The organism is Robiginitalea rubriflava (assembly GCF_052540725.1).
Genome location: NZ_CP199309.1, coordinates 2,673,253 through 2,688,223 on the forward strand (window position 1 = coordinate 2,673,253; position 14,971 = coordinate 2,688,223).

14 protein-coding genes are annotated in these 14,971 nt (G+C 34.4%); 2 read left to right on the forward strand and 12 right to left on the reverse strand.

Annotated elements, in window-relative coordinates:
* The 8 genes from ACT6NU_RS12140 to ACT6NU_RS12175 form a co-directional block, all read right to left on the reverse strand.
* The gene (locus tag ACT6NU_RS12140; RefSeq protein ID WP_445381936.1) at window positions 1–624 is read right to left on the reverse strand and encodes a sugar transferase; all 624 of its coding nucleotides are present in this window, start codon (window positions 622–624) and stop codon (window positions 1–3) included.
* Between the two features lie 121 nt (window positions 625–745).
* Window positions 746–1,501, reverse strand: coding sequence for a GNAT family N-acetyltransferase (locus ACT6NU_RS12145; RefSeq protein ID WP_445381937.1), 756 nt, complete (start codon window positions 1,499–1,501; stop codon window positions 746–748).
* Complete coding sequence (locus ACT6NU_RS12150) at window positions 1,482–2,093, reverse strand: sugar transferase (protein ID WP_445381938.1); 612 nt, start codon at window positions 2,091–2,093, stop codon at window positions 1,482–1,484. The genes ACT6NU_RS12145 and ACT6NU_RS12150 overlap by 20 nt, the downstream gene beginning before the upstream one ends.
* Before the next feature lies 1 nt (window position 2,094).
* Window positions 2,095–3,243, reverse strand: a complete 1,149-nt coding sequence (locus ACT6NU_RS12155) for a glycosyltransferase family 4 protein (RefSeq protein WP_445381939.1) — start codon at window positions 3,241–3,243, stop codon at window positions 2,095–2,097.
* Between the two features lie 47 nt (window positions 3,244–3,290).
* Window positions 3,291–4,253, reverse strand: coding sequence for a hypothetical protein (locus tag ACT6NU_RS12160; RefSeq protein ID WP_445381940.1), 963 nt, complete (start codon window positions 4,251–4,253; stop codon window positions 3,291–3,293).
* Window positions 4,213–5,463: an MBOAT family O-acyltransferase gene (locus tag ACT6NU_RS12165; protein WP_445381941.1), complete on the reverse strand. Its 1,251-nt coding sequence runs from the start codon at window positions 5,461–5,463 to the stop codon at window positions 4,213–4,215. The genes ACT6NU_RS12160 and ACT6NU_RS12165 overlap by 41 nt, the downstream gene beginning before the upstream one ends.
* Before the next feature lie 203 nt (window positions 5,464–5,666).
* Window positions 5,667–5,906 (reverse strand): acyl carrier protein, encoded by a 240-nt coding sequence (locus tag ACT6NU_RS12170; RefSeq protein ID WP_445381942.1) that lies wholly within the window; start codon window positions 5,904–5,906, stop codon window positions 5,667–5,669.
* 3 nt (window positions 5,907–5,909) lie between these two features.
* Window positions 5,910–7,427 (reverse strand): AMP-binding protein, encoded by a 1,518-nt coding sequence (locus ACT6NU_RS12175; protein WP_445381943.1) that lies wholly within the window; start codon window positions 7,425–7,427, stop codon window positions 5,910–5,912.
* A 330-nt stretch (window positions 7,428–7,757) separates the two neighbouring features.
* Between ACT6NU_RS12175 and ACT6NU_RS12180 the strand changes: the two genes are divergently transcribed.
* Together ACT6NU_RS12180 and ACT6NU_RS12185 are read left to right on the forward strand one after the other, a co-directional pair.
* Complete coding sequence (locus ACT6NU_RS12180; RefSeq protein WP_445381944.1) at window positions 7,758–9,932, forward strand: right-handed parallel beta-helix repeat-containing protein; 2,175 nt, start codon at window positions 7,758–7,760, stop codon at window positions 9,930–9,932.
* 76 nt (window positions 9,933–10,008) lie between these two features.
* Window positions 10,009–11,076, forward strand: a complete 1,068-nt coding sequence (locus tag ACT6NU_RS12185) for a hypothetical protein (RefSeq protein ID WP_445381945.1) — start codon at window positions 10,009–10,011, stop codon at window positions 11,074–11,076.
* A gap of 58 nt (window positions 11,077–11,134) precedes the next feature.
* Here ACT6NU_RS12185 and ACT6NU_RS12190 read toward each other — a convergent pair whose 3' ends face one another.
* From ACT6NU_RS12190 to ACT6NU_RS12205, 4 genes are read right to left on the reverse strand one after another with little or no spacing between them, the layout of a single operon-like run.
* On the reverse strand, window positions 11,135–11,863 hold the full coding sequence (locus tag ACT6NU_RS12190; RefSeq protein ID WP_445381946.1) for a DUF2194 domain-containing protein: 729 nt from the start codon (window positions 11,861–11,863) through the stop codon (window positions 11,135–11,137).
* Window positions 11,860–12,954: a glycosyltransferase gene (locus ACT6NU_RS12195; protein ID WP_445381947.1), complete on the reverse strand. Its 1,095-nt coding sequence runs from the start codon at window positions 12,952–12,954 to the stop codon at window positions 11,860–11,862. The genes ACT6NU_RS12190 and ACT6NU_RS12195 overlap by 4 nt, the downstream gene beginning before the upstream one ends.
* Entirely contained in the window at window positions 12,951–13,835 is an 885-nt protein-coding gene (locus tag ACT6NU_RS12200) for a glycosyltransferase family 2 protein (protein WP_445381948.1), read from the reverse strand. The genes ACT6NU_RS12195 and ACT6NU_RS12200 overlap by 4 nt, the downstream gene beginning before the upstream one ends.
* Window positions 13,836–13,843: 8 nt before the next feature.
* Window positions 13,844–14,941, reverse strand: a complete 1,098-nt coding sequence (locus ACT6NU_RS12205; RefSeq protein ID WP_445381949.1) for an EpsG family protein — start codon at window positions 14,939–14,941, stop codon at window positions 13,844–13,846.
* Between the last annotated feature and the right edge of the window lie 30 nt (window positions 14,942–14,971).

A 14,971-nucleotide genomic window follows, 5' to 3' on the forward strand; every position in this document is an offset into this window, starting at 1 on the left:
TCAGGCTGGTTCAGAATATCGATCATTCCCCTTCCATACAGGCATTATGGTTTCTTCTCCCTGATTGATATCGGCTTTCCGCAACACCTTCAGGATGGTCTTAATCATAATTTTAAGGTCAAGTATAAAACTAATGTGCTCCACATACCACACATCCAGTTGGAACTTTTCATCCCAGCTAATGGCATTTCTGCCGTTTACCTGGGCCCATCCCGTTATCCCTGGGAGTACTTTATGCCTTTTGCTCTGTTCTTCGTTATACAAGGGTAAATACTCAATCAATAATGGCCTGGGCCCCACAATGCTCATGTCTCCCTTCAGAACATTTATCAATTGCAATGTCTCGTCAAGGGAGAATTTTCGTATGATTGCTCCTACTTTAGTAATACGATCAGGATTGTGAACATCGTATTGTTTATTTGATTTAAGATCCCTCATCGTTTTAAATTTGATAATTTTAAAAGGTTTACCATCCTTTCCAGGCCTCTTTTGAAGGAAAAATGGATTGCCTGAATTCACAACTAATAAGATAAAAGTTAGGGTAACTAGTATAGGTGAAAAAAGCAGCAATAAAATAAAGGATAAAAGCTTATCAAATACTCCTTTAACTAAGTGCTGGTACATAAGGCTAGAATATCGCTGGTTAAAATTGATCAATAGATTATAACCGAACCACTAAATTAAATCTATAAAGTCTAATGGGTATAGTTTCTAGATGATCAGCTCTTTATTTTAGATATTGTCTCTAAAATGTTAGGCTGAAAGTATATAAAGGGTCCGTTTTTAGTAAAATGAGGTTTTCATTTATATCCAAATCATTACTATAGAAAAAGCAACGCTCTTTGTTTAATACCCTTTTTAATTTTTCTTGTAATAATAAGGCTTTCATAGAAAAATCATCATTAAAAAAGAGCGACTCTTCAATTTGTCCGAATGTAAATAGAAGGTCTTGATACTCTACTTTAATTTTTGAAAAGCCAAATACCTCTTCTTGTAATTTATATTTAGGATAATCCAATAGATAAAAGTTGTCCAATTCAAATTTTTCTTTCAATGAAACTTCGCATAAGTATCTTGTTGCTTCTTTTTCAAATCCGTTACTGAAATACCATTTAACAGCTGCTTGGTTACTTTCAAAGACATTAAGTCTTATTGATCCTAACGGACCTGGTTTTGACTTGACTTGCAGATAATCTAAAATGAATTTTCCATGACCCTTGCCTTGTTCGTTTGGCATTATGCCTATCAAATCGAGAAACAAACTATTGGAATTCATCGTGTATATTAAGAATCCTACTTTACGTCTATTGTAGTTTATTATTTCAATTCGTTGCTTTCCAAGGGGTTGTTTTATTAGATATTGCAGATATCTATTCGCTCCTCTTGCCCGATAAATGGTCGGAATAAGCAGGTCAGTTCTAAATGAAAGTTTTATAGTCTCCAGAATAAATTCTATGTCATTATCCCGAGCTTTTAAAATACTATATTCGTCTTTCCTCATCCAAATCTTTCATTTGTGTGGTGGGTAAAACATTGATATCTTCTGACTTGATTATTTTTCTTATAGTTTTAAGAATAATTAGCATGTCTATTTTAGGACCGAGCTTTTCGACATATTCAACATCTTTTGCCAATCGTAAATCCCAAGATAGATTATTTCTGCCTGAAACCTGGGCCAATCCTGTAATACCTGGTCTTATCGAGTGTCGTTTTTTTTCCTTATCAGTGTAGTAGGGTAAATATCTATGCAATAAAGGTCTGGGGCCGATAAAACTCATATCACCTTTAATTACATTGAGAAGTTGTGGCAGTTCATCCAGGGAGGACCTTCTAATAAGTGAACCTATTTTGGTAAGTCTTTGATTGTCTGGTAAAAATTCTCCCTTATCATCTCGCTCATTGGACATTGTTCTAAATTTTAGAATAAAAAAGGTCTCTTCATTTTTTCCAGGCCGCGCCTGTACAAAAAAAGGATTCCCCTTCAGAGTTATGCATAATCCTATGGAGAGAATTATGAATAGGGGAAATAGAAGGATAAACCCGACCAGCGCCATACTAAAATCAATAATTCTTTTCCCAAAAGCCCTGTACATCTTAACTTTCCAAACTTTTATATTCCTTTAAGATCTCATTCCAAACAAAAGTCCGTTCATAGCGCTCCCTGATTATTTTTCTGTATACTCGTTTTTGCTTTTTTAAATCATCACCGGATTCCAGACATAATCTCATGGCTGATTTTAAGGCTTCCGGATTCTTTGGAGGCACTATTTTTCCATTGATACCATCTTCAATAATTTCATTGCATCCGTTAATGTCGGTTACGATACTGAAAAGTCCCATGGCCCCGGCCTGCATCACTACATTTGGGAATCCTTCTCGATAACTGGGGAAAACAAAACAATCACCTATGGCGAAATGCAGACGCACATCATCCTGCCATCCCAGATAAAGTATGTTCTCGGTAGTTTTAATTGCCTCAACCGTTCCAGGCAAAAGCGGGTCCAGATCGTCTTCAAAAGGCCCTACCAACAAAAGTTTAACCCGTTTTTTATTAAAATTAAATTTATTGAATGCTTCAATTAATTCATTAACCCCCTTGTCCTTTACAAGCCTACCGACGTAAACGAAGACGAAATCCTCCTCTGTTAAGTTCAATTCCTCCCGCAGCTTTTTTTTCTGCTCTTCAGAAATAGAATCAGGGTTAAAGTGATTGGTGTCGATCCCATTGGAACTTCCCTTTCCAAGCACTTTTAGTTTGATAGGTTTTGCAAAGTTGTTCTCAATGGCGATATTACGCAGACCTGCAGAATTGGGATATATTCTTGTTGCGCAACTGTATGTGATACGCTCCACCCAATTCAGTAACCATCTTTTAGCGCCGGTCGCTTCAATCAGAGGGAGACCGGCTATAGTATGAAGCCTGTGCGGTACCCCTGCAAATCTGGCGGCCAGCATTCCAAGCGTGCCTGCCTTTGGGGTGTGTGAATGCACTATAAAAGGCTTTTCTTTTTTTAGGATTCTGTACAGTTGCCAAAGAGCTTTTAAATCTTTGAAAGGTGTAATTTTTCGGGTCATTTCCACAGGAATAACCCTGATTTTTTCTTGTTTTCCAACTCTTTCTAAACCATGACCTCCAGATGAAATGCCAATCACTTCGAAATACTGACTCATAAATTTGCTCTGTCCTTCTAATAATCCGCCCAGTGATATTGGAACAGTAGTTATTCTTATCAGTTTTTTCATTTTATATAATACTAAGCTTATAATTCACGAAGTAATCGGTTAAGAATTCATAGACGAGATAAGATTGAGTCAGATAAAACTTCCGTGAAGTATCTACCTCCTCTTTTATTTAAATGATGACCATCATATGTCTCAAATTTATGTTTTAGAGGGTGCTCATTGAAATCAATAAACGGAACATCAAATTTTTGAGCCATGGAATCTACTTTTTGATTGAAATTTGGGAAATATTCATTCTCTTTTGTAATGAAGTTATTACTTATAGGTGTTCTTATTACAAACACCTTTCCAATTGAGCTTAACAATTTTAATAAATCATTAAAAGCGGTCAGCCTGACATCAGAGTACCCTTGTATTTCAGAATCTTGAAAGAATATTTTCAACTGATGATTTTCCATATTTCTATAACTCAAACTGTCCCGTGAAATGTTTTTTTCTTCCAACCACCCATCTTTATGAGTTATTGCATTACCTCTAAAAATTGCCTTAAAATGAAAAAATGAGAGATTCTTTAACAAATACTCAAAATTTGGATTTAATTCAACAAAATGCATATTATGCGGAGGTTGATTGGCTTCCGGGAATTGACCCTTCTTGTGATCATAACCCTTATTTTTTGTGAACATTAAGGGCGTTACTGAAATTATAAATAGTCCATTTCTTCTATTAGTCAGAATCTTTTTACTAATACTTTGATTGTAAAGAGGGCCCATAGGTGCCTGGCCTATTGTAAAACTGTAATTAAGTATGGGCAACTCCAAATAACTATCTGAAAGAAATTCATTAAGAATTGCAGGCTGAATTCCTTGGAAACTTCTGGAGTCTCCTATTATTAATGAGGCAGATTTCTGACTAGTAAACTTATTGTAAAAATAATCAACACGTCCACCCCAAAGCATTAATATACAAGATATTATAGTTAAAGCCAGGAATCCGAATAATAATAATTTTTGTATAAACCGCCTCATTTTAAAATTGAAAATATATAAAGGAATTTGAACTTCTTCCAAATAAAAGGATTGTACAAAATATTAGGATGTAAAAGCACCATCTAATTAGTGTGCTCCATCGACTTATCTCAAAATCATGAAGGTGTTTTTTATTAACCCACTCGATCATCAAAAAAAATCCAATTAATCCTATAGTAAGCAGCGTATTGGGCTGGAATAAATACATCAAGTTATCTAGGGATACTGACTTAAATAGTTCCCCATAAAAAATAAGAGCATGATCAAGACTACGTGAATTAAAGATCACAGCAGTTAACATCACAAGGATAAAAAGAGCGAACATCTTGAGGTAATAAAGAATTCCTGTCTTGGTATTAGTTTTCGATTTTACACTTGATAACTTGTCTTTAGACAGTACCAAGGGTAAAAAATAAACTCCATGTAGAAATCCATACACGATAAATGTCCAGTTCGCGCCATGCCAAAATCCAACCAAAATGAAGGTGGTAATGATGGAAATAATTAATCCATATTTCTTTCTTTTTCTCAATGTAAATGATAATGGAGTGAATATATAATCCATCATCCAATTGGTAAGGGTCATATGCCATGATCTCCAAAAATCCGCAATATTTGTTTTGAAATAGGGTGTTGAAAAATTCTTGGATAGCTGTATGCCTAATAATTTAGAAATTCCAATTGCCATATTTGAGTATCCTGCAAAGTCTGCATACAATTGAATGGCATAGAAAAAAGCACCTGAAAATAGCTCTATACTATTGCTGCCTGCTGGATTATTAAATATAGGATTAGCAAGGAAAGCACAATTTTCAGCAATTACGACTTTCGCAAAAAGACCCCATAGAATTTGTCGCAGGCCATCAGCAAATAGAATGGGATCAAAATTCCTATTTTGACTTAGTTGGGGTAAAAAATGATAGCTACGTTCAATTGGTCCTGAAAGGATCTTAGGAAAGTATATCACGTATATTGAAAATTCTAACCAATTCTTTGAAGGTTCGCATTCCTCGTTATAAACGTCAATTAGGTATCCAATATTCTGAAAGGTAAAAAAGCTTATTCCTAACGGAACTATTAGACTTAGACTTTGTAAACTTTGGTCAAATCCTATTTCTACTAATAAATTATTGATATTCTCTATAAAAAAGTTTACATATTTGAAATATAAAAGCAATCCAATATTGAAAAGTTGCCCGAAATAAAGCCAATATTTGGAAATTATTTCATTTGATGAGTTCCGGATCTTCAAGCCAGAAATAAAATTAATGAGTATAGATATTATTATTAGCAACATAAATTGCAATTCTGCGTAGCCATAAAAAAATAGGCTTGAAGTCAGAAGCAACCAATTTTGGTAAACCCTGTTCTTTCCTCCAATAATCCAGTATAGAGTAAAAATTAGTAAGAAGAAGAAAAGAAATAAGACGGAATTAAAAACCAAGAAAAATAAGTTTAAAGTTTGGATTCTATAACTTGTACCAGCGATCCCATATTTTTCAATTTATTAAGGTCTCTTAATTTGAATTTAATTCCGAAATTTTCTTCAATTTGAGTAATGATAATCATGTGTGAAAGGGAATCCCATCCATCAACATCGCGTGCAGTAAGTTCGTCTCGAATCTCGAAGTTGTTATGTTCTAAAACTTCAAAAAGAATTTCTGATATTTTCAATTTAATTGTAGTCTTTTCCATAAACTAATGAGTTATTGGTTTGTCAGATTTAGACTCAAATAATTGTGATAATTTATTTCGGTCAATTTTACCATTGGTATTCAGTGGAAAAGAATCAATAAATTTAATTGATTTCGGTATCATGTAATTCGGTAGATTTCGCTTCATATGACCAATCATGGACCTGGTAGGCACAGGAAGACCTTCGATAACAAGTCCTAACTCAGTATTTCCCACAGAATTGCTAAAAGCAATAGCGACAACGTTTTGCTTATCCAACCCTTGTTTGGCATAGAGCTCGACTTCGGAAAGTTCGACCCTGAACCCCTCAATCTTGGCTTGAAAATCTACACGACCTGAATACATTAGATTACCATTATTATCCTTAAAGCAAAGATCCCCGGTCCTATAATATCTTTTGGGAACTCCATTAATACTGAGCATGAAAAAACTCGCATGGTTCTTTTCTTCGTTTTTCCAATATCCTGGGGTTAGCTGATTTCCTGCGAGACAAAGTTCTCCTTTTTGGTTGCCCTCAATTACATTACCATCAACATCCAAAATAATGCTCTCGGTATTTGACATATCCTTACCGGCAGATAAGATTCCATTGTAAACTTCATTATTTCCTCTTGGATCAAATGTATACGACGTACAGAAAATGGTGTTTTCTGTTGGCCCGTAAACATTTAATATTTTTGCATTAGGGATACAATTTGACCATTCCTGCACAACATCATTAGGTAAGGCCTCACCACAAAATAAATTGTATTTTAAATGAGGACAATTTATTTCTTGAAAATAGGGTCTAAGGTAAAGAATTATCGATGGAACCATTAAGGCAAAAGTAACTTTATGATCTTCCATTAATTCAACAATGTAGGTAAATTTAATAGAGTCCTTTGGAATAGTAAATACACAAGCTCCTTTTAGGATAGGTATTAAGTAGGACATTACTGAAAGGTCGAATGTCAGTTCAAACATTTGAAGACACCTGTCTTCCTTTTTAATCGGACAATCAAGTTGGTCAAAGGCATTACAAAAGCTATGTAGATTTCCAAATGTAATGGGAACTCCCTTAGGTGTTCCGGTGGTCCCAGAGGTAAAAAAAATATAAGTCAGATCAGAATCACAAGTTGCTTTTATTGCACTCTTGTAATTTTTCGGTTTTAAAATTCCATTTGTATTTATCTTTAAAAAGCTATTATATTTTTCTATTGTTTTAGATGTAAACAAGAGATCTACTTCTGCCTGTTCTAATGCACTTATATTTCTGTTTTCTGGAGAAGCTGGAGATATTGGAACATAAGCAATTCCTTCCAGCCAACAGGCGAATATAGTTGCATAGGACTCTAAATTATCTTCATATAGAATACCTACTCGACGAGATTTTAATTCGTCAATGCTTTCTAGAGCATAACGGATCTCTTCTATCTTATTTAATAGATCACCATACGAGTAATAGGTTTCATTAATGAAAAAAGCAGGTCTATCTTTGTTTATCTTAAGAGATTCAATTAGATTCCTTTGCAGTGGATGCATTGTAAATACCTTTATACTTTAAAATCGGGAAATTAAGTCGAATAATCGATGTAATCCGAACTACTCCATAATCACCCTATTTTATCGATTAGTAGCGGTATTTAGCGCATGTATGCTAGATTATCTTCAGTCTGAAAAGCATAGAAAATTTTTTGAGGAATGCAGTTCATCGATTTTTTTGTTAAAAAAAATTAAAGAAACATCTGCAGTATGTCGAATAAACGTACCTCTTTGTGTATTTCATCGAAATTAATGTACTAAACATCGGGATTAATGCCTTATATAGTACATTCGGGAACCTTAAATTTTACCTACTTACAAATAAATATTATGAAAAAATTAGTCTCAGGATTGCTGCTTAGTCTTATTTTAGGAATAGTCATTATGGCTATTACTTCTTGTTCTGATGAAGACCTGCTACCAGAAATTCTTGAAAGTTCTGATTCTGTTGAAGACAGTCCTTCAATGGACGAAGAAGATGATCAAATGGACCCTTTTGATCCTAATACCGATAGCAACTATGATTCATCTGAGTTTGAGTTTGGATCCCTGCAAGTTTCTGCTACACCTTGTGATTTTGATTTGAGCACACTGGAATCTAATCAAACACTAAGTATCGATTGCAGTCTGGATCTCAACGGCCAGGCCTTAAACTTACCCCCGAATGTGGAGCTTGTTTATGATGGTGGAGAAATAGTAAATGGAAGTATTAGTTTTCAAGGAGGAAAGATAGATGGAAAGTTACTTAATAAAACGCTGGAAGTCTCCGGGGATGTAACTCTCCTAGATCCTGAATTCTTCTTTTTTAAAGAAAGATGGGATATAGTTGAAGGAGAAGTCCAACAAGATGTAGCGGATAGAAACAGGGTGGTTCTACGAGAGATTTTTCAATTGGTATCCGGAATGGGAGCCAATAAATTCAGGATTGATGAGTTAGATGCCTATTTTTATGGAAGCGGTTTCATGGATTATGTATTTGAGTTGCCTTCGAACTACTCATTAATAATGACTAATAACACACATTTAAGATCACAGGTAAATTCTAGATATGGCGCATTTATTCAAATAATTAATGTTGAGAACTCTACCGTTAGTGGAGGGCATATCCATGGACAGCGAAATCTACCAGGTTATGATCCAAATATCTTGGGTTACCTTATCCGAATAGTCACCGGGAAAAATATTGATATCAGTAATGTTTATCTTGGAAGCGCTCCGGAAGACGGAGTTGCCATTCAAAGTTATTTACACGCATATGATCCAGAATACGATCCGAGTACGAACGTTATGATACGGGGTTGTACTATAGATTCTAACAGGAGGTTAGGAGTATCTATAGTGGATGGGACTAACATTCTTTTGGAGGATAACACCTTTATAAACTCAGGGGTTACTACTCAGTTTTCCGCGGGAATTGCCCCTTCATTTGCTATTGATATTGAACCGGTTGGGCAAGGAGGCCCAGAGCCATTACAATTCGTTTCAGGAGTAACAATCAGAAATAACAGGGAAATTGGAAGTCAGAGGGGAGCTCTGGTTGTTTCAGGAGGAGAGAATGTAATGGTTTCAGGCAACACATTTGAAAAGCCGATATATGTTAGAGCAGCTCCAAATGTTCAGATTATTGACAACCCATCGCTTAACGGAATTGCAATTGGAGACAAAACGGATATCCCTTCCCAAAATCGTATACGTAATATTATCATTGCTAGAAATAGAATAGAAAACGGGGAGTCGGCAGGTTTATTTCTGGCCAATCAGGACATCCAAGTGTTTGATAATGAAATTATCAATTGCCCAACAGGAATAATCCTGGACGGTCTGTCAGATTCAAATATTTATAATAATGTAATTTCTGATATTGATATAGAAGGTGACGGAATTAATGCTATTGATTTTGTGAATAATGTGGTTATCGAAAACAATACAATAGATGTTGCTGACAAAGGATTTTATTTTGTGTCTGTCAATGATCGTGAAAACGAAAAAAGTTACAACTTTACTGTAAGAAATAATACTATTCGTTCTGGTGGATTTGGAATATTCCAATTTAGTTTTGGGGGTAGTATAATTGGAAATTCCTTCGAGAATTTTGGGTTAAGACTTGATGCTATTAATAGTTTTAACTTACAGGAAAATATTTTCGATGTTCAATATACGGGCATAGAAATCGGCAATGGTTTAACAGATAATTTGATAATTACGGATAATATAATTGTATCTGAGGTAACCTCAAAAGAAGGTTATGGTATATTAATTTCTGCAAATGATGCCCAGGGAAATAAAAATATCGACATATCTAGGAATGAGACAATGACCCTAACGCATCACAATGGAGTACATGTTGCTGGTTTCGATGGTATTGAAGTTAAGGATAACCTGGGCTCTACAGTTATTGGTGAATTAATCTATTACCGGGGTAATAATAGTTTGTTTTCAGGAAACAGGACATTTGAAGGTGAGAGCAGTTACGATGTAGAAGGGAATAATAATACAATAAATTAATATCTCGTAATTTTTATGTTTCTATACAAATTCATGTAAAAAAGAGATTATGTTTTATTTCGATTTTTTAAAATAAATGATTATTTCGGACAAACTCTTTAAATGCGAAATAAGTTATTTTGATTCTCCTCATCTGAATCAGATATACGACGGTTTCTTTAAGCTAAAAAAAGCAGGGTTAATAGATCTGAAGATAAAAAAATCCTATGACAAGAGTAGGGGTACAAAACCAATACTAAAAGTAGTCTTAGATGAAAAACACCTGGTTATCTATGACACACTCGATGGGCTAAACTGGTTGGATGGACCACTAAATGAAAATCTCAGTTATTTCAAGAATTCTTTTGAGGACACATTTTATTTTAAGAGAAGCCATTCTAATCTTTTAAACCAATATCTACCCAAGGGATGCCAATTGCATCCCTTGGGCTTAAATTATTATTTTATTCCAGATGGAAACTATCCACAACCTCAATTGGCATCCCTTAAAAAAAGCATCAAGGAGTTAGCTCGAGACCTAGTTCCGAATTTATTTAAAAATTTTGTTAAGCTAGAAGACTTTGAATTTTTGCCGATTAAGAACAGTTCTGATAGAGTACTTTTTTTGTGTAGATTATGGAATCCAAATGAAGTTGAATCTAATCAAGATCGGATGGAGAGGGAGGTGATCAATAATCGTCGAATAGAACTTATTCAAGCTTGCAGAAAAGAGTTCGGTAAATTCTTTACAGGGGGACTTCAGGAATGTCCTTATTCCAAAAAAACTGCACAACAATTGATGATCTCGGCGGAATTATCAAAAAAAAACGTGTTTATGCAGTCTATAAAGGAACACAACATTTGTATTTCCACCAAGGGACTGTTTAATTCCATTGGATGGAAGTTTGCTGAATATGTGGCGGCTTCCAGGGCAATAATTAGTGAACCCCTTGATTATAACTTACCAGGAGATTTTGCTCGCCAAAAGAATTATTTGGAATTCAACACAATGGAAGAGTGTTTAAGTAGAATTGAATCATTACTGGTTAATCCAAAAAGAATCGATGAAATTATGAATAATAATTTCTATTATTACAATAATTGGGTTTCCTCGGATAAATTGGTTTTAAATACGTTGCTTAGAGTACATAATGAATTAAATTAAAAGGGCTTGCTTCTACCTTAATAACTCTTTTTTTCTTTAAATTTAGATTTCATGCTGATTATCTGAAATATTTTCTATAAAGAAAATATGTCTTCGAATACAGAATATCCATGATGCTCTTTTTTTTATCAAATTTTCCAATCGTATCCGGAAAAGCCAGGAATTTATTTTGATTTATTTCAATGAAATTGTCCAACTCCTCAAAGTGTTCTTTAGTCATTGTATTTGGATGATAACAAAAAGTAATTATTCCTATAGGAAAATTAATATTTCGGACATGGCCAAATTGGACTGGGATAAATGAAAAATCTCCTTTTCTGTAAGGTCTAAAAGCAATAGTATCTGATATTATTCTTATTGAACTTTCTTCCTTTAGTGCATTCAATGTATTATAATCAAAAGTATGGCTGGGAGCTACAAATATTCTTGGTTCCAACCCATTTTCCATAAATATTCTAAACCCTTTACGGATTTTATCTTTTTGTATATTAATTGGATGTCCAGCGAATTCGGATCTGTTATGTAAAGGGTTTATTCCACCGCAATTGGTGGAATACACATGATTATAACCGTGTAATCCTATTTCCCACCCCTTTTCTTTTAATTGCAAAACCCAATTCCAAAAGCCGGCATTGAAACTATCAATCTGCATTGATGGATCTTCATTATTTGGTATTACGGAGATGAGCGGTTTAATATTATACTTATCTAATAATGACTCCATCTTCAACCACTTTTCCCAATTCATTGTTTCGCAGGCGTCATCCAGTCTGATTAAATATTTCATGGTTTTAATAGAGATTTATAGAGTCGAATTTGTTTATCTATAGTGATTTGAATATCATATGCCCGGGCACGATTTAAACACGATTCTACAATGTTCTCATAGTGTTTTTTGTCTCTAAGCAACTCATTAATGCGTTTTGCAAGTTCATGATATTCATTTATGGGAAATAATACACCGGCGTCTTTTACTATAGAAGATAATCCGGGCGCATCTGTTGCTATCAGAGGCCTTCCTGAGGCCATTCCCTCCAGGCAAGAAAGAGAAAGCCCTTCATAATGGGACGATAGTATTGCAACATCTGATGCCTTTAAATATTCTATTACGTTAGATTTAATTCCTAAAAAAAACACTCGATCATTTAAATTAAGGGTTTTTACCAATTTCTTACACTCTTCAATTCTCGGGCCTTCTCCAATTAATATCAGAACAACATTCGCAGGCAATAAGTTCAAAGATTTTATGACAGTATCTTGATCTTTTGGATATCGGAAAGATGATACCTGAATTAATATGAAATTTTCAGCGTTTAATTTGGGATAGATACTTTTTCTTGAAGGAACGGGTGCTTTTATTATGGCCCTAGTGTTTATTCCATTTTCAATTAGCTCAAACGAATCATCGTGGAATTTTAAATGTCCTTTAAGATTTGCATCTACTTCCGGGGCAATTGTGATAATTTGGGAATATTGCCTGTAAATGATACGATCAATGAATTTGAAAATTAAATTACCTCTTCTTTTGTTATAAGTACTATGTTCGGTATAAACCAGTTTAACACGGCTAGCACTTAAGAAATTTGCCAATGCAACCCAGTATAATGCAGGGAAGAGGTGTACATGAACAATATCATACCTTTTAATTAGCGGTATTATTTTAAAAATATTAAAGGGATTATAAACTGACTTTTGGGATAATACATGAAAACCATCTCCCATACGTTCTTTTAATTCCTGTAATAATGGCTGATTACCCCCTCTTAGCAAAAGAACTTCAACCTTTAACTTTTTTTCTTTCATCACAGGTATGGACTCAACCAATAATTTCTCTGCACCACCCATGTTCAGACTATTGATAACCTGTAAAACTCTCATTTTTTGATTTTAATTAGAATAAAAAGATGCAAGAGAATTCCAGCAGGAATTGCCATAACAGTAATTAGCTTATTAGGGTTTTCTTTAAAAAGGAACCATTTTTTTATAAATAAACAAGAAGAAACCAGGTGCATGGCCCTCGTGTATGAATAGGTGAAACTTTGGGAGTATTTCAACTCCAATATTCTGCTATAAAGGAAGCCCCGCGGACTAATCTTATACTGTTTTAGGATGTTTTTGGATGACCCATCTGGTAGGTACTCTATAATACAAAAAACCTCATTCGTACAGACATATTTATAATCCTGATCTATTTGTAAATATAAACTGCCAAGAGGTACAAGTTTTTCTTCCTTATAGATGGGATATGGGGGATATTCTTTAACAACAGCAGTTCTAAGTACCACCTTTTTGTCTCCTTTAATTCCGTTTACCACTTCAAGTTCAGATAGTGTAGCATATTTGAATTTTTCCGGGATGTGCCCTGTAGGAGTCCCATCTTTAAAGGCATCTAACCCTATAATGCCAGCAAGCTTAGTTTTATTTTCCGTATTTCCCCATATGTTTAAAATTTTATTTATAGCATGATCTGGCATATAGTCATCGGAGTCTATGCAAACATTTAATTCTGTATTTATTAATTGATATGCCGCATTATGGGCCCCGTGCATACCTTGATTTTTCTGATAATGGTACTGAATTGAAATCTCACCTGTGGATATCCAGCTTTCAACCAGTTCAGCAGTTTCGTCAGTAGATCCATCATCTATTATTAACCAAATAAATGATTTGTTTGATTGTCTTACTAAACTTTGGTAAAGATTACCTAGACAAAATGCCCTGTTATATGTTGGAGTAAATACAGTAATAAGGGGCTTCATTTTAGAAATTAATTATAGTATAGGTAAAACATCAGATAGGTGAAGGCAAAATAAGCCGCCAAGATATTACTTAAGACCAGTCCCTGTCTTTTAAAAAAGTTACCCTTTAATATTGGATAAATGATCACAATTGCCATCATAAACCAGGATAAATATGCAAAACGGTTTGAATAGTTTGCTCTGATTACTAAAATCCAGAATGCATTACATATGAGGTAGGTATTCAGGAGTTGATTGTAAAAGTTATCATTAAACTTCCTTTTTATTACAAAGTACCAGCCGGCGAATACAGCAAAAGCAGAGTGGAAAAGAAAATCCCACCTAAAACCTATTTGAGAAGAAGTTCCATCTAAGGTTTGTGTCGTTAAGTAGGCTGCAGTTCTTTGATCACCAAAACCCAAACTTGCAAAAAGCGAAATCCAAACAGAACCCAGCGCTAACGATAATGGTATCGCCAATAGCCAACCATAAAAATAAGATCTGGGATTGTTGTAAAAGTAGGTTAAGATAAATGCGAACACGGGCAACATTAAGGTTTTATGAAATGAAATAGCCAAAATAAAAAGTAAGGACATGACTACTAAATTATTTCTGTAACATAATCCCCATAAGAAAATAGAACAAGCTACCCCATTCCGTACTCCATTAACCCCATAGGGCCAAAAAGAAAAAGAAACAATAAACATTACAAAAACATAGAACCAATACTGACTGAAATAAGTCTTGGAAATCTTGTAAAGCGGGTATACATAGAGAAAGCTGCAAAGTGTAAAAAAGACATGTACCGAAATGAGCTTAGAACAGACTTTCATAAATAGATGCCAGACTAAATCATAGTTATCCCGTATAGGAGCACCTTGGGCGTAAGCCATATATGCAGTATAATAGTTCCCAGTATCTCCAAAATAAATTGGATTTATTGGTCGGAATCCAATAAACAAAGTGATAAAAAGAAATAAGATAAGCCCTGAAAAATTGACGAAGTACAAGTTCTTTGTACTGTTCACTGGAAGTGCCACAGCATGTAAATAAGATAGCCCTATTAAGAGTAGGCAAAAATTTATATAAACTGGATAATAATTTTCAGCGTCAACTAGATCAAACATATTTTAATTCCTCTTTTCGGTGGGTTCCGG